The organism is Blastococcus saxobsidens, assembly GCF_010682065.1.
GTDB lineage: Bacteria > Actinomycetota > Actinomycetes > Mycobacteriales > Geodermatophilaceae > Blastococcus > Blastococcus saxobsidens_B.
Genome location: NZ_JAAGWG010000012.1, coordinates 116,344 through 137,096, shown reverse-complemented (window position 1 = coordinate 137,096; position 20,753 = coordinate 116,344). Strand labels below are relative to the sequence as shown.

Sequence of the window (20,753 nt, the reverse complement as noted above, 5' to 3'; positions counted from 1 at the left end):
CGCGGCGCCCCGGCCGCAGTCCTACGCTGATGTGAACGGGGTCATACCTGCGCGCGAGGGGAGGAGTCGTGCAGTCGTCCCCGCCGCACGTCCGCGTCTTCCTGGTCGACGACCACGAGGTGGTGCGCCGCGGCGTGGCGGAGGTGCTGGAGGACGATCCCGGGATCTCCGTGGTGGGCGAAGCGGGCACGGCGGCCGATGCGCTGGCGCGGGTGCCGGCCGTCCGGCCGGACGTCGTCGTCGTGGACATGCGCCTGCCCGACGGCAGCGGCGACGTGCTGTGCCGGGAACTGCGGTCCCGGGTGCCGGGACTGCCCTGCCTGGTGCTCACCAGCTACGCCGACCAGGAGGCGCGCGACGCGGCGTTGCGAGCCGGCGCCGCCGGGTTCCTGCTCAAGCAGGTGCGCGGGTCGGCCCTCGTGACGGCGGTGCACACCGTCGCGTCCGGCGGCACGGTCCCGCCGCCGGACACCGGGCGGCCGCCCGGCAGGCCTGAGTCGACCGACCGGCTGGCCGGGCTCACCGATCAGGAACGGATCGTGCTGCGGCTGATCGGTGAGGGGCTGACCAACCGGCAGATCGGTGAGCGGATGGGGCTGGCCGAGAAGACGGTGAAGAACTACACCAGTCACCTGCTGGCCAAGCTGGGCTTCGAACGGCGCACCCAGGCGGCGATCCTGGCCACCGAGCTGCGCGACCGCCGCCCGCCCGTGCACTGATCCCGGCGGCCGCCCCTTCGCGGTCAGCCGTGCAGGGGCACGGCCCACGCGACCTCGGTGCCCGACGCGGCGGCCGCTGCGGTCAGCCGCCCACCGCGCCGCTCGGCCCGGTCGGCCAGGTTCGCCAGGCCGCTCCGGGCGGTCACCGGCGGCAGCCCAGCGCCGTCGTCGGTGACCACGACGCGGACCCCGCCGTCCACGGCCACCGTGACGGTCACCCGGGTGGCGCCGGCGTGCCGGACGACGTTGGTGACCAGCTCCCGGACGACGGCCACCACGTCGGCGACCAGCTCCGCCGGCAGCTCCTCGACCTGGTCGTGCACCCGGAGGGACGGCCGCAGGCCGTGCCCCTCGGTCACCGACCGGACCACCTCGGCCAGCCGGCGGCGGACCGCGGCGGGGGAGGTGTCGTCGGCCAGGTGCAGCTCGAAGATGGACTCCCGGATGCGGGTGATGGTCCCGTCCAGCTCGTCCACCCGCTCGGCGATGCGCGCGGCCTCGGCGGGGGAGGTCTCCTCCAGCGACCGGCCGATCCGGTCCAGCGCCAGGGCGGTGGCGAAGATCCGCTGGACGACGTGGTCGTGCAGGTCGCGGGCGATCCGGTCGCGGTCGGCCTGGACCTGGAGGCGGCGCTCCCGCTCCTGGCTGCGGACCAGCTCGATCGCCACCGTCGCCTGCGCGGCGAACGCCTCCGCCAGCTCCAGGACCCCGCCGTCGAACGGGGGGCGCTCCCGCAGCCGGACGGCGACGAGCGTGGTCCGCCGCGAGGGGCCGCCGAGCGGGAGGTAGAGCGCCGGCCCGTACCGCCCGTTCAGCTCCCCGATCACCTCCGGCGGGCTGGTCCCCGGGACGGGTCTGGCGGCATCCTCCAGCAGGGTGGGGACGCCGGAGCGGTGCGCGGTGCCCAGGCGGGTGCTCCCCAGAGGCAGGTGGACGCCCTCCCAGTCGTCGGTGAGCGGCCCCACGGACGCCGTGATGGCCAGCGTCTCCTCGTCCTCGGGCAGCGGCACCAGCACGCCCACCGCGTCGGCCCCGGCGAGCTCCGCGACCCGGACCGCGGCGGCGCGCAGCACCTGGTCGGCCGGCGTCCCGGAGAGCAGCGCGGCGGCGATCTCGGTGCCGGCCTGCGACCAGGCGCGCAGCTGCTCGGCGCGCTCCAGCAGCCGGGCGTTCTCGATGGCCAGCCCCGCGACCGCGGCCAGGGCCTGGGCGACCTCGAGGTCGCTGGCGCTGAACGGTCCACCGGTCCGCTTGTCGGTGAGGTAGAGGTTGCCGAACACCGAGTCGCGCAACCGGACCGGCACGCCCAGGAACGAGCGCATCGGCGGATGCCCGGGAGGGAACCCCACCGCCGCGGGGTGGTCGCGCAGGTCGGTCAGCCGCAGGGGTGCGGGGTCCTCGACCAGCACCCGCAGCAGCCCCTCGCCGGTCGGCGGGCGACCGATCCGCTCGCGGTCCGCCGCGTCCATCCCGACCGTGACGAACCGGTCCAGTCCGCGACCGTCCGGGCTCAGCACGCCCAGCGCGCCGTAGCGGGCGCCCACGTGGTCCACCGCCGCCTCGACGATGGCGCGCAGCGTCGCCTCCAGCTGGCTGCCGGACGCCGCCGCGAGCACCGCCACCGTCAGCGCCGCGGCGTCGTCGCTCACCGGCACACCCGGCTCGGGCGGGGTCACGGCCCGACCGTAGGGGCGTCGGCGCGGGTGGGGGAAGCGATGCGCCCATGGTGCTGCGCCGCCGAGCCGCGTCCCAGGGTCGAAAGGCCCACCGTGGAGGGCGCCGCCGTCGCGGCCTCCCCCCGAGGGAGGGAGACGAGGCCGCGGCCTCAAGATCCACCGACGACCGTCCGATGGATGCGGCATGACCCTCCTGCGCCGCCTGCGACGCGTCAGCCTGCTGGCGCGCTTCGCCGCGCTCAGCCTGGTGCTGACCCTCGGGCTGGGTGGCGTGCTGGGCTGGTCGCGGGCCGAGGCCATCGCCGCCAACGCGCTGGAGCAGGCCGAGTGGACGGCGATCGTGACCGTCCGACTGGGGCTGCAGCCGCAGCTGGACGCCGAGGACGTCGCCGAGGGGTTCGACCCGGACCGGCTGGCGCGCGTCACCCAGGCGATCCGCAGCGCGGAGGACAAGCTGCAGGCCGGGGGCCGCCAGCTGGACGACCTGGACCCCGTCGCGCTCAAGATCTTCAACCGCGAGGGCGCGATCGTCTACGCCGACGAGCACGAGCTCATCGGCAAGGAGTCGAACTCCGACGAGCTCCGGCAGGCGCTCGCGGGTGAGGTGGTCTCCGGGTTCGCAGGCTCCTCGCACGACGACGCCGACGACGGCGTCTCCCGCATGCTCGAGGTCTACGTGCCGGTCCAGTACGCCGGCTCCGATCGGCCGGACGGCGTCATGGAGCTCTACCTGCCCTACGCGCCGGTCGACGCGGCGGTCCGGGCGGACATCGGCAGGCTGATCGTGGTGCTCGCCGTCAGCCTCGCCGTCTTCCAGGCCGTGCTCTACCGCTTCGTGGCCCGCGCCTCCCGCAGGCTGAACCAGCAGACGGAGGAGCTGCGCTCGTCGGCCGAGCGCGACCGGCACACCGCCACGCACGACGCACTCACCGGCCTGCCCAACCGCACGCTGCTGCGCGACCGGCTCGACCAGGCCCTGGCCGGGGCAGCCCGTTCCTCGGCCGAGGTGGCGGTGCTGCTGGTCGACCTGGACCGGTTCAAGGAGATCAATGACAGCCTGGGCCACTCCTACGGCGACGCCCTGCTCCAGCAGGTCGCGCCCCGGCTGGCCGGCGTGCTCCGCGACGGCGACACGGTCGCCCGGCTGGGCGGCGACGAGTTCGCCGTCCTGCTCCCGGCCGTCGACGGCGTCGCCGAGGCCGAGGCGGTCGCCGAACGGCTGCGCGAGGCCCTGCACCGCTCCTTCGACGTCGACGGCGTGACCCTGGACGTCGAGGTCAGCGTGGGCATCGCCGTCTCCCCGTGGCACGGCACCGACAGCGACGCCCTGCTGCGCTCGGCGGACATCGCCATGTACGTGGCCAAGGAGCGCAAGGCCGGTGCGGTCGTGTTCGCGGCCGAGGACCACGTCACGGCGCCGTCCCGGCTCACCGTCCTCGGTGATCTGCGGCGGGCGCTCGAGGACGACGAGCTGTTCCTCCACTACCAGCCCAAGTTCACCCTGGACGGCGAGCGGATCGAGGGCGTGGAGGCGCTGCTGCGCTGGCAGCACCCGACCCGTGGTCTGGTCCCGCCGGCGGAGTTCGTCCCGGTCGCCGAGGGCACCGGCATCATCCTGCGGCTGACCGAGCGCGTGCTCGACCTCGCGCTGGCCCAGGCCCGCCGGTGGTACGACGCCGGGCACCCGATGCCGGTCGCGGTCAACCTGTCCACCCGCTGCCTGCTCGACGCCGGCCTGCCCGACCTGGTCGCGCGCCTGCTCGACCGGCACGGGGTGCCCGCGCGGCTGCTCCGCCTGGAGGTCACCGAGAGCGCGGTCATGGCCGACGCCGCCCGCTGCACCGACGTGCTGCAGCGGCTGCACGACCTGGGGCTGCGGCTGTCGATCGACGACTTCGGCACCGGCTACAGCTCGATGGTCCACCTGCGCCGGCTGCCCGTGGACGAGCTCAAGATCGACCGTTCCTTCGTCATGGGGATGACCACCAGCGCGCACGACGCGGTCCTGGTGCGCACCGCCGTCGACCTGGGCCACAACCTCGGGCTGACCGTGGTCGCCGAGGGGGTGGAGGAGCCGGAGCACGTGGCCGCGCTGCGCGAGCTGGGCTGCGACATCGCGCAGGGCTACCACTACGCCCGGCCCATGGCCGCCGACGCGCTGGACGAGATCCTCGCCCGGGTCGGGACGATCCACGACGACGGCGAGCAGGTGCTCAGGGCCCGCTGACACCGGCGGGCGGGGCGGGGCGCCGGCCGGCGGCGCCCGGTGGAGCGGGTGACGAGAATCGAACTCGCACTGTCAGCTTGGGAAGCTGATCCATCTAGGGGCAAAACCGCAGTTAAAAGCCCTGATTGACGCGCCGAGGAGACACTTCATGACCTCCTTGTGACCTAGCGGCTCCGGTTTGCCAGCGGATGCGTGCCGGCTGCTCGGGGTTGGCGGCAACGCTCAACGCCATAAGGACGAAGTCCGCCACCCCTGGGGGAAGCCCATCTCGGCCAGGGTCCGTCCGGTGGGCGGCAGAGCTGTCGTCACCAGGGCCACGAGATCGTCGCGCCACCCCTTCCACGCGTCGTCGTCAACGACCTCCGCAAGGAGGAAGAGCATGAGACACAGGGGACCGAAGACCCGGGAGACCTGGGCCGTCGGCCCGGTGCGCAGGTGTGCCAGAGGGCCGATCGAGCGCAGGTGAGCCGTGCCGAGTTGGACGTCCATGTTCCGGTTCCACAGCCGCGAGTGGTGGGCGCAAGTGTTACGCAGGTAGTTGATCACTCGCAGCCAATTGGTGAGGACTGCGCCGTTGCCTCGCCCCCTGGCGTCGAGCGCGCCGAAGCCGGCGGCGATCTCATCGCGGTCGCGGCTCTTGAGGCCGCTATAGAGCGTGGAGACTCCGCCGAAGTCCAAGATCTCGGTCACCACCCAGGCTGGCAGCCGGCCGTCGTACTTGGAGCGAAAGTGCTCGACGAAGTCCTCACGGGAGCGCTGCTGCGCGTCATGCATGCGGCGGAGCCACTCCTGGTACCGGCTGGGCTTCCCCGAGGTGAGCGGTTGGTCGAAGCGAGCGTCCAGGTTCACCGGATCCAGGTGTGCGTAGGCGCCGCGACGGCCGAGGACGTGGCCGACCTGTACGCGGGCCGCGATCTCGATGCGCTCCAAGGCATCGAGCAGGTGCAGCTTCAGGCGCCGGTCGAAGTCGTACAGGGCGATGATCTGGTCGAGGCTGGTGCCCGAAACGAACTCGTCGGCTCGTCCGGCGCCGTTCGGGCTGGGCTGGCGGTAGGGATACCAGTAGCCACTGAGCCGGTAGTAGCCGACGGCTTGCAGGACGCTCTCCGCGTGCTGTGGGTCGGGAATGACGAGTCCGCGCGAGGCCAGCAGCCTCACCTGGGCCGGGAGGTCCAGGTGAGGCTTGGTGTACGGCGCAGGCAAGAACGTCCTCTCCTGGCGTCCGAGCAAAAGAAAACCAGCCCGTGATCACGAGGGATCAGAGGGGCTGGCCGTGTTGCATCGACTCTAACGCAGGATGTTGTCGACGTCATCCCTGCGGCGGTGGCGGTGCGTCGCGCTCACTCGGACGAGGGGACCACCGAAGCGGCACCGATCATCGCGTCGAGTGCCCGGGCGATCTCGCTGTCGCGTTCATCGGCCGCGTGCTGGTACATCAACGCTGCGGCTGAGGAGGAGTGCCCCAGACGCCGCATGAGCTCCTTGGTCGTGGCGCCGGTCGCCGCGGCCAGGGTGGCTCCGGTGTGCCGTAGCTCGTGCGGTCGGACCGGTGGTAGGCCGACCGCCTCGACGGCTCGGCGGAAGGTCTGGCCGAAGTTGGCCGAGTGCAGAAAGGTTCCCGCGCCGGTGCCGAAGACCAGCGCATCCGGGGAGTCGGACACGAAGCGCTCCAGATGGGTCGCGAGGGCACTGGCCACGCTGGCCGGCAGGGATACCGTGCGGCGCCCGGCCTCGGTCTTCGGGTCACCGACCAGCCAGCGTCCACCCACGTAGCGGACAGAGCGATGCACGTGCAGCTTGTCACCGTCGACGACGTCCGACCTGCGGAGGGCGGTGGCCTCGCCGAATCGGAGCCCTCCGAAGGCAAGTACGAGCACCAACGCCCGATAGCGCTCCGTTCGCCGGTCCCGGCGCAAGTGGTCGGCCAGGGTCTGCGCCTCAGCGACGGTCAGCGCTCGAGAGGGCCGGGTGGCCTTCGGTGTGCTGGCGCCACGGAGCCGACACGGGTTGGCGGCGATGACCTCGTCGGCCACGGCGACGCCCAGGATGCTGCGGAGGAGTCGATAAGCTTGGGCCAGCGCCGTGGGGCCGGTTCGCCTCGTCGCCGCGGTGTGCCAAGTGCGGACCTTGGCGGGGGTGACCTCGCCGACCGGCACGTCCTCCCACTGGGGGGCCAGGTGGAGCCGCCAGAGGCCGGCATAGAGGCTCCTGGTGCTCTCCCGTAGTTCGTCGCGGACCAGGTAGTCCGCCGCGAAGGCACCGACGGTGCGCTGGCCGAATTCGGGAGCCCGCCAAGCCTTGCGGACGAGGTCAGCCTGTGCGGTTGCGAGCCATGCCCAGGCGTCGGCCTTCGCCGTCCCGAAGACCTTCGACCGGCGGCGTCCATCCGGGCCGACGTAGCGGGCGCGGTAGCGGCCGCTAGGCAGACGGTCGACGGTCCCGAAAGCGGCTCTCTTCGTCATCCGTCCACCCTGTCATGACCTACGAAAGCTGCCAATGTCACCTGTGGACAGCGCATGCTGCGTCTTGCGACCAAACCCTTCCTACTGCCGTGGTACGCGCCCGTTGTTGATGAAGCCATCCAGGGCCGAGCGCTCGAGGCGCACGTGTTTACCGAGTTTCACGTAGGGGATCCGCCGTTCGCTGATGAGGCGGCGGACGAAGCGCTGTCCGGTGTTCAGGTACTCGGCGGCCTGGTTGACAGTGAGCAGCTGACCGGGGTCACCGAGGGGCGTGGGCTCGTGGGCGGAGGCCTGGGGGATCGCCTCTCTCCGTCGGTTGTCCCGAGCCACGGTCAGCGACCGCCTGCCGGGAGGGGGCCCGGGCCCCGCAGGGTGGACCCGAGCGTGCCGCCGAGGGGTGCGCTCGGTCGGCGGGTGTCGCCTCCGGCATCTCGGTGCGTGCGCCGATTGCGGGGTGGGTTCACCGCCGGCTCCTCGAGTCGTTGGCGACCTGGGCGTGTTGAACGTCGATCCAGCTGCGGAGGTCGTCGGCGCGGTAGAGGACGCGGCGGCCGAGGCGGAAGCTGCGGGGGCCGGTGCCGAGGTGGCGCCAGTACCGCAGTGTGGCTACGGGGGCGCGCAGGAGTTCAGCGGCCTCGGCGATGGTGAGCAGTTCGGGCTCCTGGCCGGTGGGGCGGTCGGGCATGGCGGACTCCGGATCCGAGCGACTGGTGTGGGCCTGATGCCTGTAGAAGGCGCCTTTTCGAGCCGTTCGGTGACAGCTCACGACGAGCTTCTTCCGATGGCTCCAGTTCTCCTCCTGTACGTCTCCTGCCGAGCCCGCAGTGGACGCCATCGCGGGGCCGCCTACTCATCGGCCGAGGCCTGGGGTGGTGTCACGCCGGGGTAGGGACGGGCAGAGGCGCTCGTCCTCGGGCCGGGGGACGCCCGGGACGGGGGCGGTTGGCCGCAGGCTCGTCGATCCGCGCTGGGCGGGGCCGGCCGAGTGCTGTGTGCGCCAGGCCTCGCGTTCACGGGTGAGACGGTCGGGTGGCTGGGCGAGGAGAGCCGGCTCGGCGGTCAGGGTCGCGATGCACGCCCGGGCGTCGGTGAGCTCCTGACGGGTGGCGGCGATGTCGCGCTGGAGGTCGGTGAGCCTGCCTGCCGGGCCGGGAGCCCAGGCCACGGTCCCGAACGGGTCGAGCCGTTCCCCGCGCCGGCGGCTGGCCTCGGCCAGTGCCCGCCGGGCCTGCTCGTGCGCGTCCCTGGCGGCGTCGGCGGCCGCGCAGAGCTGGGCGTGTTCGGGATGAGCGTGTTCGGCGGCCCGGTGGGCGGAGGTGTCGAACGCCGTCCACAGGGCGGGCCGGTCGTCGAACCAGCTGGCAACCTTCGCGAGGTCCTTCGGGTCGGCGGGCAGGGACGGCACGTCGATCCGCCAGCGGTCGGCCCAGTCTGTGAGCTGCTCGCCGGCCCGGGTCACTGCGCCTTGGCGGAGGCCGAGCCGACCTGGGCCGTCGAGCACGGTCTTTGCCGCCGCGCGTGTGGCGGGGCGTTCGCCGTCCCAGCGCGCGAGCAGGGTGTCGCGGACCCGATCGGCGTGGGCGGCGATGGCCGCGCCGCTGGCTGCGGCCTGCTGCTTGGCCTGTTTGGCGGTGACCGCCGCCTGCTCACGGGCGGCCTGGAGGTCGGCCAGCTCACTTCTGTGGGCAGTTTCGAGCGCAATGATCTCGCGCAGCGTGTTGCCCTGTGGTCCCCAGTAGGCGAGTCGTTGAAGGCAGTGCTGCTCGGCCGTCCACGCCGCGTGCAGCTCGGCCAGCACGTCGGCCAGTGGGCGGGATGGGGCGTAGCGGGCGGCCTCGGCGGCGGCGAGGCCGGCGGCGTGGGCGGGGCCGAGGTCCGCGCGGTCGCGGGCGAAGACGGCGATCCACTGCTCCCGGGCCTCGTCGGCGTCGGCGGCGACGAGGTGGGCGGTGTTCGCCGTTCGGCCGCGGGTCATGCCGACGTAGGCGGAGGCGGCGCCGGTGTGCTCGCCGACCATCACGTGCGCGGAGGTGACGGTGTCGCCCTGCACGCCGTACGCGGTGGAGGCGTAAGCGAACTCGACGTGCTCGGTGACGTAGTCCGCGGGCAGCACCCGCACGACTCGCGAGCCTGGGGTGACACCATCGGCCCCGCTTCCGGGGGCGGTGCCGGTGGGGGTGACAGCGGGGGTGACGAGCAGCCCGCCGCGGCGGCCGACGGCGGTGACCATCCAGCTGTCGCGGTTGGCGACGTCGAGGTGGCGGTCGTTGCGGCGGGTGGCGATCCGGTCCCCGGCGCCGATCCGCTTCCCGGCGCCGGTGACGGCCACCGTCCGGTCATCGACCCGGCCGGCGACGACCAGCCGTTCCCGGATGGCGTTGTTGAGTTCGGCGGCCTGCTCGCGGGTGTCCACCACCACCGCCACGTGGTCGCCGCGACGGTGGTGCTCGGCGGCGGCCACCGCGATCGCGTCCTGCCGCACGGCGGCGTCGGGGTGCAGCTGGATCTGGCCGCGGGCGAGCAGGGCGTCGAAGACCGCACCCGGGTCCTCGCCGGTGCGCATGGCCAGGGTCAGCTCGGCGTAGGTCGCGTCGGGTGCTGTGCGACCCTCCTGGTCGGTGCGGGTGAAGCGGTGCACCGCGTCGAGTGTCAGGTGCGCCGCCGGGTCGGCGTGGGCGATGGCGAGGTCCAGGACGCCGCCGCGGCCGACCGCGGACAGCTGGTGCCGGTCGCCGAGCAGCGCCACCTGGACCTGGCACTCGTCGGCGATGGTGAGCAGGGCGCGGGCGGTGTCCTGATCGAGCATCCCGGCTTCATCGACCAGCAGCAGATCGCCTGGCCGCAGCTGCGCGGCCTCGTTCGGCCCGGCGTAGGTGCGGCCGGTCGCCGGGTCGTCCTGGTCAGCGGTGAGCCTGATCCACCGCCCCTCGTCGTTCCAGCGCCAGCCGTGTTGAAAGGCGAGGAATGCCGCCGATCCGGCGGCGGCACCCAGCTCGCCGGCGGCCACCTTGGCCGCCTTGCGTGTGGGCGTGACCACCACGAGCCGGCGGCCCTGCGCCTCGAGCAGGTCGCGGGTGGCGGCCAGCGTGGTGGTCTTGCCCGCCCCCGCGGCCCCCTCGACCACCACCAGGGGCCGGTCGCCGGCGAGCGCGGCGACCGCCGCGGCCTGGCCGGCATCCAGCCGGCCAGCGGCGGCCGCCCCCTCGACCGGGAGTGCCGGGTCGGTGCCCGATACGGCGCGGGCGGCGAGCCGGGCGGTCAGCTCGGCCTCGACGTCGAGAACCGGCTGGGAGGTCCATGTCCGGATGTGCTCGGGCACCCCGTCGCGGTCCAGCAACGGCAGACAGCGCTGCAGCGCGCGGGCGGTGAGGTCCTCGGCCAACTCGATCCGCACCGCGGCGTCGGCGACGATGCCTGCGGCGGCGATCAGCCGCTCGGCCTCGCCCCGGATGTCCGCGGCGTTCCACGCCGACCGCCCAGCCGCGAGCCGGGTCAGCGCGCGCTGCACGAGTTCGTCTCGATCCAGCGCCCCCACCGGGGTGGGCGCCAGGTCGACCGGCCTGCCCGGGTCGCGGTAGCCGAGGGCGGACAGCTCGTCCCGCCAGCGTTCGGCCAGCCCGACCCCGGACTGGGCAGTGACCTTGTCCGGGCGGCCGTCGGCCCACGCCCGGGCATCCCACGCGCGGCGCAACGCCGGGCCGGGGTGTTCACCGGGGTGCGCAGCGGTCCATTCGGCTTCGTAGCGGCCCACGTTCCGGGCGATCTGCGCGTGCCGCGCACTGAACGGACCTACGTATTCGGCGAGCTGCTGTATTTCTCCTGTGCCGTCCTTCGTGTATCCCTTTGCGGCGAAGGCGGCGTTCAATTCCGGGCCACATGCCATCGCCGCGTGCCCGATCCCGTTGATCGCGCCTATGAAGTCGCGGATACCGACGGTGTGCAGCCCCCGCCATTTGTCGGCCGCGAACACGCGGGACAGCATCTGCAGGTGCAGATGCCAGTGCGGGTCCTCCGCGCGGGAGGTGTAGTGCCGCACCGTCGCGGCCTCCAGCGCCTCGACAGGGACCTGCACCTGCCCGCCGCGCGGGCCCACCCGGGTGGTGGCGTGCTGGGAGAGCCAGGCGACGATCTGCTCGGCGGCGCGGTCCTGCGCCGCCTCGTACGCCGTCGCGATGTCCGGGTGCAGCGCGGCGGCCAGCGACCACGTCTTCGGGCCGTTGACCACCACCTCGACGAACCGCACGGCGTGCTCGTCGCCGCGCAGCTGCCCCCTCGGCTCGCCTGTCTCCGGGTCGCGGCCGGCCACCCACGTCTCGTAGGTGTCGCCGGTCAGCGGCGCCAGCTCGGCCACGCGACCGTCGGTGGCGGTGAAGCGGCGGGCCACCCCGGTGCCTTCGGTGAGGTAGTAGTCATCCGCCCGGCCGCGGTCGGCCTCCACGTAGTGCCGGGCAGCCGCCGGCGCGCCGGCGTAGATCTTCATTCCGCCGTGCATTCTCAACGCCACCCAGCAATGACCAACACGTCACCCCTAGAAACGCCAATGGGCCCCGCGAAGCGGGGCCCGAGCTACCTCCGAAGGTAGCATTCGTGCCGTCCTCTGGCGTCCTCAGAGATTGCTCGCAGGTATCGCCTCTGAAGCTTGTCTGCGCACTGAATGGCGTTGGCATCTAGATGCGATCAGATCGCGCTTGAGACCTCGGGCGTGCTCGACAGTTCAACTCTTCCGAAGCTCGTGCGAGCCGGGGGAACCGGGCGGCCGGGGAGGAAGGATCGCTCGAGGTAGTCGCGCAGCCGCTCGACCACGCCCTTGGCCTCCGGATTGGCGGGTCGGCCTGGCAGTCGGCGGTGAGCTCGCTGCGCCTGCTCCAGCCCCTGCGGGACCGCCCCCAGCTTGATGATCAGCTGCCACCAGCCGGCCATCAGATCCTCCACCATGCGCGTGGGGGATCAGTACCGTCGCCCTTCAGGAGTAGCCGCAGACAAGCGTCAGCGCCGCAACCTGCGTGGCCGGCGGGTCTGTTCGCGCGGATCAGTACACGCGCAACCAAAGGACCCCCGCGGGCGTCAGCGCGGGCTGGTGACACCGGTTGTCCAGCGGTGAAGGCGCGCCGTTCGACTCAAGGTCCTGCCGCGACCGCCGAAGACCAGGTCATTCAAAGGGATGGCGGGGGCGATCCGGTGGCGTCACTGCTGCCGTGCATGTCCCGTCGCCGAGTTTCGCGGGAGTATTGATGCGCCGTCGTCCGCACGTCACCGCCGCACCGTCGGCGGCCGAGATGCCCCGGGACGTGGAGGCGGTCGAGAAGGTGATCGCTGCCCTCGATGGGGTCAGGGATCGGACCGCAGCCTTCCGGACGGTGGGAGCCACCCTGGTGGAGGCGCTCGGTCTCGGCTACGGGGCGGTGTGGGTGGCCGACGCGACCGGGGTTTATCACCTGGTGGGCGAGTCAGGCCCGCTGTCGCCTGCCATGGCCAGTTTTCGCGGGCAGCGGGTGGATTGCCTGCGGGCGGGCGACGGATTCGGCGGGGAGGCGATCAGGACACGCCGGGTGGTGCTGACCGACGCCAACAGCAATCCGGCGGAGTGTCTGCGGTGGCAGGCCGCGCAGGCTGCCGGGGCGACGCACGGGGTGCTGATCCCGGTGATCGAGGAGGGCAAGGTGGTGGCGTTGAAGGAGTACTACAACGCCGGAGTCATGACCTTCGCCGGTGCTCGTCGGGAGAAGTGGGAGGCGCTGGACAGGCTGGTGGCCCACGCTCGCCGTGCCGCCCTGGACAAGGCCGCGCTGCGGGAGACCCTCGACGACCGGGCCGCGGTCACCACGGTGGTCACCGAGATCGGCTCCGCCCGTACCGCCGAAGCGGCGCTACGGGTGGCGCTGGACACCGTCCGCACCGCCTTCGGGTGGGCCTATGGCTCGTACTGGGCGCTGGATGAGGACGCGCAGGTGCTGCGCTTCCAGCAGGAATCCGGCTCCGCTGGTGAGGAGTTCCGCAAGGTGACCCTGGCTGCCAGTTTCGCCGAAGGGGTCGGACTGTCGGGCCGGGCATGGCGGGCCAGGGACTTGTACTTCGTCCGCGACCTGGCCGAGGTGACCGACTGCGTCCGCGCGCCCGCCGCGCAGCGCGCCGGCGTCCGCTCCGGGGTGTGTTTCCCGCTCGTCGTCGGCGGACGGGTGATCGGCACCATGGACTTCTTCGTGACCGAGACCATCGAGCTTTCCGAGTCCCGCGCCGCCGCGCTACGCAACGTCCAGCAGCTGGTCTCCCAGCGGCTGGACGTCCTGCGGCGCACCGAGTCCTCGGCCGACAGCGCCCGGGAGCTGCTCGACACCGTCGCCCGGCTGCGTGACGCTGCCGGGGAGGCGGGCCGGGTCGCCGAGCAGGCGGTGGCGCAGGCCTCCACCATGAGCGACGAGGTCGACGCCCTCACCCAGGCGTCGACCGCGATCGGCGAGGTGATCCGGATCATCTCCGGCATCGCCGAGCAGACCAACCTGCTGGCACTGAACGCCACGATCGAGGCCGCCCGCGCCGGTGAGGCGGGTAAGGGGTTCGCCGTCGTGGCCAGCGAGGTCAAGGACCTCGCCCGGGAGACCGCCACGGCGACCCAGCGTGTGGCCGACCAGATCGCCGCCATCCAGGCCACCAGCCAGACCGTCACCGTCGGCATCGAAGCCACCAGCGACATCATCGGTCGACTCGACCTCGTTCAAGCCCGGATCGGCGACGTGCTCGAGGAACAGGCCGGTATGGCTGCAGCATTCGAGGCGATGGCCTCCTGACTCCCCGCCACATTGGCCAGGAGGCACCAGGCGTGTGCAGCAACCCGCCTCCTTTGCGTGAGCCCGTTGGGCTTTCGGGCGTCGAAGTAGGTACTCCTTCATCAGGCCGCCCCGCGATGGCGTGACGGCCGGCGGCTCAAGCAGTTCCCAGCCGTCCGCCGACAGGACGTCGAGGGCGTCCATCAGGCTCCCGAGGCCGGCACTCTCAGGAGCTATGGCCTCGTTGCCTCCGGTCGTCAGAAAGTCGATCCTTCCTGCACGGCCTTAGGTGATGCTGCCAGCAGGGTGCCGTTTCGCAGTGGGTTATGGCACCGAGCGTGGACCAGCGACCTGCTTGTCACCCGGGTGGACACCCGACGACATGCCGCAAGGTGCCCGCCCCCGCTCAGTTGACGGTGAGATGGATGGCCTCGTCGGTGGAGGGTCTCGCCGCGGGAGCGGTCGACCGGCGGGGTGCGGTGAAGGGCCCTCGCGCAGACATAGCGAGCGAGTCCCTAGGTCCGCCACCGCGATTACGGACTCGGGCAGGTGGACGAGTCCCTCGCCACCCAGACCGGGATCGACATGGGCCAGCAGCGGCCTACACCACGAGTAGCTCTTCGGAACCTCGGGCGACGAGCGAACGGTATTGGATGTCGTCGTACTCGACGGGTGGGATGTCTCCGCAAGCGCCGTGGGGACGTCACCTTGGGGACCGGCTCGCGACTGCGGATGGCCGCGACGGCCTGGCCGTCGCGCGTGTCAACGACGGCCCAAAGTTGACCCCCTAGCGACGGCCGAAAATTGACCCCCTCGTGGTCATGCGTCTTCGGTGGCGGCCGCGGAGCGGCCGAGGTCTCGGTCTTTGAGCCGGTAGCTGTCGCCCTTGAGAGAGATGACCTCGGCGTGGTGAACCAGCCGGTCGATCATCGCGGCGGCGACGACCTCGTCGCCGAAGACCTCACCCCAGCGGCCGAAGGGCTTGTTGCTGGTCACGATCAGGCTGGCGCGCTCGTAGCGGCTGGAGACGAGCTGGAAGAACAGGTTGGCGGCCTCGGGTTCGAAGGGCACGTAGCCGACTTCGTCGACCACCAGCAGCGGATAGCGGCCGAGTCGGCGTAGTTCGTCTTGTAGTCGGCCGGCGTGGTGGGCTTCGGCCAGCCGGGTGACCCACTCGGTGGCGGTGGCGAACAGGACCCGGTGGCCGGCCTGGCAGGCGCGGATGGCGAGGCCGGTGGCCAGGTGGGTCTTGCCGGTGCCGGGCGGGCCGAGGAGCAGCACGTTCTCCTTGGCGGTGACGAAGTCCAAGGTGCCCAGATGCGCGATCAGCTCGCGCTTGAGGCCGCGGGCGTGGTCGAAGTCGAACTCCTCCAGGCTCTTGCGGGCCGGGAACCGGGCGGCGCGGATCCGTCCCTCGCCGCCGTGGGACTCCCGCGCGGAGACCTCGCGCTGCAGGCAGGCGATGAGGAACTCCTCGTGCGACCAGGACTGCTCGCGGGCCCGCTCGGCCAGCCGCGGCACCGCCTCCCGCAGGGTCGGCGCCTTCAGCGCCCGGGTCAGGAACGCCACCTCCGCGCCCAGGTCCCGGCTCATGCCACGCCCCCGTCGGTGAGGCCGAGGGCGGTGTCGTAGTCGCTCAGCGGCCGGATCTGGACTTCCTCGCTGACCGGCGCCGGGCGGAGCAGCCCGATCCGGGCGGCGCGCAACGCCTTCGCCGCGGTGACGTGCTCGTCGGCCGAGATCGTCTGATGCTTGGCCCAGATCCGCTCGTGGTCGGCCACCACCCGCCCGTCGCAGGCCACCCGCACCCGCGCCAGGTCGGCGAGCACCTCGACCCGCCGGCCGATCACCGCCGGATGGACCGAGTAGTCGTTGCCATCGAGGCGCACGTAGTGGTCCCGGGCCAGGCGCGTGCTGCTGCGCCAGCCGGTGGCCGGAGCGACCGGCGGCAGCGGCAGCATCCGCTCCAGATCGGCGGCGATCCGCTCGGTCGGCGCGCATCCCAGCGCCCGCCGGGGACGGGTGTTCACCAGCCGCAGCCAGGCGGCCAGTTGGGCGTTGAAGTCGGCCGGGCCGGTGAACGTCCTTCCCGGCAGGAACGAGCGCTCCAGATAGTCGTGCAGCCGCTCGACCAGGCCTTTGGCTTCAGGGTCGGCCGGCCGGCAGATCAGCACCTTCGTGGCCAGGGTGCCGCGGAAGCCCTGGCAGTCGGCGGTGAGCTCGCTGCGGCCGCCGCGCCAGCGGCCGACCGCGCCCTCGCCGTCCCAGACCAGCGCCCGCGGCACTGCTCCAAGCGAGGCGATCAGCTGCCACCAGCCGGCGAACAGGTCCTCCGCGGCGCGGGAGGGGATCAGCACTCCGGCCGCCCAGCGGGAGTAGCCGCAGACCATCGTCAGCACCGGCAACTGCTTGGCGGTGCGGGTCTGACCATGGCCGACCGGCAGCGTGATGGGTGGGAACCACAGGTCGAACTGGGCGATCTCGCCGGCCACATACGCCGTTCGGGACGCCGGATCCGGCGGCAGATAGACCGGCCGCAGCTCGGCCACCCGCTTCTTCAGTACGGTCATCGACCGGGTCCAGCCGATCCGTTCGGCGATCACCGTGGCCGGCATCGTCGGGAACGCCTGCAGCAGTTCCCGGACCCGTGGCTCGGCCTCATCGACGATCGACGCCCGTTCGGCTCGCTCGTACTTCGGTGGCCCGTCGGCCCGCAGCGCCGACCGCACCGTGTTTCGCGAGACGCCCAGCACTCGGGCGATCTGCTTGATCGGGATGCCTTCGGCCCGATGCAGCCGGCGGATCTCCGCCCAATCCTCCACGGACAACACCTCGTCCCTCCCCGGCTCGGCTCGAGCCAGGGTCTCGGGAGGGGGTCAGTTTTCGAGCGTCGCGAGGGGGTCAGTTTTCAGGCGTCGTCGACAGCGCGCACTCATCCGGTCGACCCAAGAGCCGCGCGTGGTGTCGGCGTACCGGCCCGTGTCGGTCGCGGGCACCAGGGCGCCGGTGCCGCCGTCGGGCAATCAGGCCGCGCCATAGCAGGTCCAACTCAGCGATGAGTGTGCTCCCGGAACCGGCGGGAGCGGTCGCGCAGGAGCGACTGGCGTGCGCTACATCAAGAAACCATTCGCTATTTCCAGCCGATGCGGCCGCAAACCGGAAAGTGCACTTCTCCCTCTTAAGAGGGAGTTCTCTTGAGCCGATGTTCAGCAAGTCAGTCGTACAACCGTCACTGCTGGCGAGGGAACCATCCGGTTCCGGATCAAGATCGCCTCGGATGGCGCGAGACAGGAACGGATACCTGGTCATGATCACCACCACGCAGAACCCGGCCGAGCCGGCCATCGACGTTGTTGTCCACCGGTTCGTCAGCGAGGAGCAGGAGCCGCGGCCCCGCCGTCGCCGGATCGCCGCCCTCGCCCTCGCCGCGGGCGGTGCGACGCTGGTGAGCGCCGGCGCCTTCTCCAGCTGGGACGCGACGGCCAACGTGACGTCGGGGACCCTGTCGGCCGGCACGGGCAGCGCGCAGCTCCTCGACGCCAACGGCGGCATCTTCACGACGGGCGTGTCGAACCTGCTGCCCGCCGACTGGTTCTACCGCTACGTCGACGTGCAGAACGACGGCTCGCAGGCGAGCAACTTCACCGGCACCGTGACCGTGACCGGCGACCTGGCCGGCCAGCTTGCTGTCGAGGCGACCTCGTGCTCTGTCGCGTGGACGACCGTCGCGGGCGTGAGCACCTGCACCGGCACCACGAAGCCGCTCGCGGGCCCGGCCACCCCTGCCGCGGGCGTGCCGGTCGCGGTGAACCACGGCTCCATCGGCTCGGGAGCGGCCAACGCCCAGCACGTCCGGTACATGTTCACGTTTTCCAGCGGCGCGCCGGCGACCCTGAAGGGCAAGACGGGCTCGATCGCGATCGGCGTCACCGGGACCGTGGTGGGCGGCACCGACCGCACCGCCGGCTGACGGGTCCTCCGATGACAGGCCCGCTCCCTCGCCACCGCGGTGGTCGCCCCCTCGACGGGGGGCGACCGTCGCGGACGGCTCGTCCTCGCCTCCGACGCCTCGTCGCGTCGATGGTCACGCCGTCAGCGGTCGCCCTCGGCGTGGTGGCGGGCCTGTTCGTCGGCCAGGCCGCTGGAGCCGGGCTCGGTGCCCCGGCTGCCGCCGGCGTCACCGCCGCGTGGTCAGGGACCACCGTCAAGGCAGCGCAGGTGACGGAGGCCAAGGCCTCCAGCATCTTCGTCAAGGTCGGCACCAACGGCGCCGTCACCAACGCCGGCACGCGGTTCCAGGTCGGCGCGCTGGTCGTCGACAGCATCGGCTACGCCGAGCTGGTGAACGACTCCTCGATGCCGGGCACGTTGTCCGTGACGGCGAGTCTGCTCACCGTGGTCGGCACCGGCATGGTCAACGTGTGCTCGGAGCCGTGGCGAAACGGTGTCTGCCCCGGCACCAACACCCTCGTCGGGGGCGGGGCGCTGCTCGCCGGCGGCACCGTCACCTACACCACGCCCACGCAGATCGACGTCGGCAAGGCCGTCTACTTCAAGGTGGTCTTCACCGGCGTGGCGGGCGGTGCGGCACTCGTCGCGAACACCCCGGCTTTCCGGGGACCGCAGGAACGGACGTTCTCATGACCACGACCGCCAAGTCCTCACGCGTCGCCGCGCGCGCGGGCGGACTCCTCGGCCTGGCGCTGGTGATCGCGTTGCTCGCCGCTGTCGGCGTGGCCGGCCTGCAAGGCGTCCGGTTCCTGCCCGTGCTCACCGGCTCGATGACCCCCTACGCACCCACCGGCTCGCTGGTGCTCGCGCTCCCCGTGGCGGGGGAGGACGTCGCCGTCGGTGATGTGGTGGTGTTCCGTCCGCCGGCGCCGTTCACGGTGTCCGACGACCGCCCGATCCTGCACCGGATCGCGGAGCTCGGCTCCAGCGAGGGTGCGCCCTACATGGTCACCAAAGGCGACGCCAACCCCATGGCCGACCCGTGGCGGGTGTCCACGCGGGACGCCGACTTCGGCCGCTCGCTCGTGGTCATCCCCTTCCTCGGCCAGCTGCTGTCCGGTGGCGCCTTCGCGGCACTGGCCTTCCTCCTCGGCGGCGCGGCGCTGGTGGCCGGTGTTCGAGGCAGCCGGCAACCGGCGACGACGGGACGGCATCGCCGCCGGCGTGGTGGCCGCCGGACCGCGCACCGCGAGCCGCTGCGGCAGACGATCTCCGTCGCGCTGGAAGTGCCCGAGAGCGAATGGGAACCCGCGGACGGACGGCGTCGAATCCTCGGCCGGGCGCGTGCTGCCTTGGAGAGCGGCCTGGCGCAGCTGAACCTGCGGCTGATCGCCGAACCGGTGCAGGTGACCGAGCCCGACGGGCGAGGCAGCATGCGGCTCACCCTGACCGCGGCGGCCGTGCCGGCCTGAGCTCGGCCGCTGCGTCCGGACAAGGACCCAGGCCCGTCGAGCAGAAGGTCAGCGCGGCGCGGACGAACGGATCGATCCGGTCCGATAGGCGCTATCCGTGGGCTGGTCAGGGCCTATCGCCGTCCACTATCGCCTCGACCGGCGGAGCACACGTGACGCCTCATGAAGGTCTGCCGGTAGGGGGCGGTGTGACCGATGTTGGGTCGCGCGCTCGTCATGCGCCGTCGGACGAGGGGCTCACCTGCCCGCATCCATCTCTCGGCGTGACCTATCCATGACCTACGGGACGGAAAACAGGGGGTTATGGGGGGCTGTAGGGGGTCAATTAGACGATCCACCGGCCCCACCGAGAGGAGCCAATAAGCCCCTTGAACTGCGCTTTTCCGTGGAGCGGGTGACGAGAATCGAACTCGCACTGTCAGCTTGGGAAGCTGATGTTCTACCATTGAACTACACCCGCGGACGGCGACGAGACTACCTCCTGGCCCCGCCGCCGTGGCAGCCGCCCCTGATCAGCGGCGCATCTCGACCAGGAACCCGGTGGCCTCCGACCGGAGCTTCTCCGCCATCTGCGACAGCCCCGTGACGTCGTCGTACCCGGTGTTCAGCGACGCCGAGCCGTCGACGGCCGCGGCGATCCCGTCGACCAGGCCGTTCATCTCGCCGACGGTCCCGCCCACGCTGCTCATGACCTCGGCGACGTTCTCCGAGGCCTGCCGGATCTGCTCCACCTGAGCGGTGACCCGCTCGGTCGCCCGGCCGGTCTGGTCGGCGAGGTCCTTGACCTCGGAGGCCACGACCGCGAAGCCCTTCCCCGCCTCCCCGGCGCGGGCGGCCTCGATGGTGGCGTTGAGCGCCAGCAGCCGCGTCTGGGCCGCCACGGAGTCGATCAGCGCGATGATCTCCTTGATCTCGGCCGAGGACCGGGTGAGCGAGGTGATCGTCTCCCGCGCGGCGCCGACCTCGGTGCTGGCGGCGGACGCGGCGGCGGTCAGCCCGGACGCCGAGGCGCTGAGCTCGGTCGCCGCCGTCGCCACCTGCTCGGACATGGAGAGCACGACCGACTCGAACTCGTCGGCCAGCCGCAGCCGGCTGGTCTGCGCCTCGGCCACCCGCCCGTCGGTCTCCTGCATGGCCGCGCGGGCGTCGTTGATGACGGTGGCGCTGTAGCGGAACGAACCCTGCAGGCCGGTCGTCAGCAGCGTGCGGTGGAACCTTCCCTCGGCGGCGGAGTGCAGGGCGGCGGAGGACTCCCGGACGAAGGCGTCGGAGACGTCCAGCACGTTGTTGAGCGCGTGGTGCAGGTCGACGAGCTCGGGGATCGTCTCCGCGACGCCGCTCAGCCGGCTGCGTGCCTCGAGGTCGCCCACCGACGCGGCGCGGCAGGCCGCGGTCAGCTGACGCACGAACTCGCGGTGGACAGCCAGCTCCTCGGCGTCGGAGCGGCGGCCCGGCTCGGTCCTGCGGGATCGCATCCCCATG

At 72.1% G+C, this 20,753-nt stretch carries 15 protein-coding genes, 1 tRNA gene and 1 pseudogene; 6 read left to right on the top strand and 11 right to left on the bottom strand.

What is annotated here, in order from left to right:
- Nucleotides 1–68: 68 nt before the first annotated feature.
- Nucleotides 69–719 (top strand): response regulator, encoded by a 651-nt coding sequence (locus tag GCU60_RS10165; protein WP_163204784.1) that lies wholly within the window; start codon nucleotides 69–71, stop codon nucleotides 717–719.
- 23 nt (nucleotides 720–742) lie between these two features.
- On the opposite strand, the gene GCU60_RS10160 is transcribed toward GCU60_RS10165, so the two are convergent.
- On the bottom strand, nucleotides 743–2,395 hold the full coding sequence (locus tag GCU60_RS10160; protein ID WP_345770516.1) for a sensor histidine kinase: 1,653 nt from the start codon (nucleotides 2,393–2,395) through the stop codon (nucleotides 743–745).
- A 184-nt stretch (nucleotides 2,396–2,579) separates the two neighbouring features.
- On the opposite strand from GCU60_RS10160, the gene GCU60_RS10155 reads away from it, so the two are divergent.
- The gene (locus GCU60_RS10155) at nucleotides 2,580–4,622 is read left to right on the top strand and encodes a putative bifunctional diguanylate cyclase/phosphodiesterase (protein WP_163204780.1); all 2,043 of its coding nucleotides are present in this window, start codon (nucleotides 2,580–2,582) and stop codon (nucleotides 4,620–4,622) included.
- 222 nt (nucleotides 4,623–4,844) lie between these two features.
- On the opposite strand, the gene GCU60_RS10150 is transcribed toward GCU60_RS10155, so the two are convergent.
- From GCU60_RS10150 to GCU60_RS10125, 6 genes and pseudogenes are all read right to left on the bottom strand, one after another.
- On the bottom strand, nucleotides 4,845–5,780 hold the full coding sequence (locus GCU60_RS10150; RefSeq protein ID WP_163204778.1) for an Abi family protein: 936 nt from the start codon (nucleotides 5,778–5,780) through the stop codon (nucleotides 4,845–4,847).
- 182 nt (nucleotides 5,781–5,962) lie between these two features.
- Nucleotides 5,963–7,084 (bottom strand): tyrosine-type recombinase/integrase, encoded by a 1,122-nt coding sequence (locus GCU60_RS10145; protein WP_163204776.1) that lies wholly within the window; start codon nucleotides 7,082–7,084, stop codon nucleotides 5,963–5,965.
- Nucleotides 7,085–7,165: 81 nt separating this feature from the next.
- A complete protein-coding gene (locus GCU60_RS10140; RefSeq protein WP_345770515.1) occupies nucleotides 7,166–7,414 on the bottom strand; it encodes a helix-turn-helix domain-containing protein in 249 nt (82 codons plus the stop codon).
- 130 nt (nucleotides 7,415–7,544) lie between these two features.
- Nucleotides 7,545–7,769 (bottom strand): helix-turn-helix transcriptional regulator, encoded by a 225-nt coding sequence (locus tag GCU60_RS10135; protein WP_163204774.1) that lies wholly within the window; start codon nucleotides 7,767–7,769, stop codon nucleotides 7,545–7,547.
- Nucleotides 7,770–7,934: 165 nt separating this feature from the next.
- On the bottom strand, nucleotides 7,935–11,564 hold the full coding sequence (gene mobF, locus GCU60_RS10130) for a MobF family relaxase (RefSeq protein WP_163204772.1): 3,630 nt from the start codon (nucleotides 11,562–11,564) through the stop codon (nucleotides 7,935–7,937).
- Nucleotides 11,565–11,836: 272 nt separating this feature from the next.
- A pseudogene (locus GCU60_RS10125) lies at nucleotides 11,837–12,028 on the bottom strand (IS21 family transposase); the annotation flags it as partial.
- 287 nt (nucleotides 12,029–12,315) lie between these two features.
- Between GCU60_RS10125 and GCU60_RS21035 the strand changes: the two are divergent.
- Nucleotides 12,316–13,869: a methyl-accepting chemotaxis protein gene (locus GCU60_RS21035; RefSeq protein ID WP_163204768.1), complete on the top strand. Its 1,554-nt coding sequence runs from the start codon at nucleotides 12,316–12,318 to the stop codon at nucleotides 13,867–13,869.
- A 798-nt stretch (nucleotides 13,870–14,667) separates the two neighbouring features.
- Here GCU60_RS21035 and istB read toward each other — a convergent pair.
- Both istB and istA read right to left on the bottom strand, forming a co-directional pair.
- Nucleotides 14,668–15,441 (bottom strand): IS21-like element helper ATPase IstB, encoded by a 774-nt coding sequence (gene istB / locus GCU60_RS10115; RefSeq protein WP_163204765.1) that lies wholly within the window; start codon nucleotides 15,439–15,441, stop codon nucleotides 14,668–14,670.
- A complete protein-coding gene (gene istA, locus GCU60_RS10110) occupies nucleotides 15,438–16,679 on the bottom strand; it encodes an IS21 family transposase (RefSeq protein WP_163204763.1) in 1,242 nt (413 codons plus the stop codon). Before istA ends, istB begins: the two co-directional genes overlap by 4 nt.
- Nucleotides 16,680–17,125: 446 nt before the next feature.
- Here istA and GCU60_RS10105 point away from each other — a divergent pair, with 446 nt between their 5' ends.
- From GCU60_RS10105 to GCU60_RS10095, 3 genes are all read left to right on the top strand, one after another.
- Nucleotides 17,126–17,818, top strand: a complete 693-nt coding sequence (locus GCU60_RS10105; protein WP_163204761.1) for a hypothetical protein — start codon at nucleotides 17,126–17,128, stop codon at nucleotides 17,816–17,818.
- A gap of 110 nt (nucleotides 17,819–17,928) precedes the next feature.
- Entirely contained in the window at nucleotides 17,929–18,492 is a 564-nt protein-coding gene (locus GCU60_RS10100; protein ID WP_163204759.1) for a hypothetical protein, read from the top strand.
- Complete coding sequence (locus tag GCU60_RS10095; protein ID WP_163204757.1) at nucleotides 18,489–19,271, top strand: signal peptidase I; 783 nt, start codon at nucleotides 18,489–18,491, stop codon at nucleotides 19,269–19,271. The genes GCU60_RS10100 and GCU60_RS10095 overlap by 4 nt, the downstream gene beginning before the upstream one ends.
- Before the next feature lie 386 nt (nucleotides 19,272–19,657).
- On the opposite strand, the gene GCU60_RS10090 is transcribed toward GCU60_RS10095, so the two are convergent.
- Nucleotides 19,658–19,731, bottom strand: a tRNA-Gly gene (locus tag GCU60_RS10090).
- A 52-nt stretch (nucleotides 19,732–19,783) separates the two neighbouring features.
- Nucleotides 19,784–20,752: a methyl-accepting chemotaxis protein gene (locus GCU60_RS10085; RefSeq protein ID WP_163204755.1), complete on the bottom strand. Its 969-nt coding sequence runs from the start codon at nucleotides 20,750–20,752 to the stop codon at nucleotides 19,784–19,786.
- Between the last annotated feature and the right edge of the window lies 1 nt (nucleotide 20,753).

Excerpts from the sequence above, each read along its gene's own strand:
- GCU60_RS10155 (WP_163204780.1), top strand. The coding sequence starts at position 2,580 with ATGACCCTCCTGCGCCGCCTGCGACGCGTCAGCCTGCTGGCGCGCTTC.
- GCU60_RS10145 (WP_163204776.1), bottom strand. The coding sequence starts at position 7,084 with ATGACGAAGAGAGCCGCTTTCGGGACCGTCGACCGTCTGCCTAGCGGC.
- GCU60_RS10135 (WP_163204774.1), bottom strand. The coding sequence starts at position 7,769 with ATGCCCGACCGCCCCACCGGCCAGGAGCCCGAACTGCTCACCATCGCC.
- mobF (WP_163204772.1), bottom strand. The coding sequence starts at position 11,564 with ATGAAGATCTACGCCGGCGCGCCGGCGGCTGCCCGGCACTACGTGGAG.
- GCU60_RS21035 (WP_163204768.1), top strand. The coding sequence starts at position 12,316 with ATGCGCCGTCGTCCGCACGTCACCGCCGCACCGTCGGCGGCCGAGATG.
- istB (WP_163204765.1), bottom strand. The coding sequence starts at position 15,441 with ATGAGCCGGGACCTGGGCGCGGAGGTGGCGTTCCTGACCCGGGCGCTG.
- GCU60_RS10105 (WP_163204761.1), top strand. The coding sequence starts at position 17,126 with ATGGCGCGAGACAGGAACGGATACCTGGTCATGATCACCACCACGCAG.
- GCU60_RS10100 (WP_163204759.1), top strand. The coding sequence starts at position 17,929 with ATGGTCACGCCGTCAGCGGTCGCCCTCGGCGTGGTGGCGGGCCTGTTC.
- GCU60_RS10095 (WP_163204757.1), top strand. The coding sequence starts at position 18,489 with ATGACCACGACCGCCAAGTCCTCACGCGTCGCCGCGCGCGCGGGCGGA.
- GCU60_RS10085 (WP_163204755.1), bottom strand. The coding sequence starts at position 20,752 with ATGGGGATGCGATCCCGCAGGACCGAGCCGGGCCGCCGCTCCGACGCC.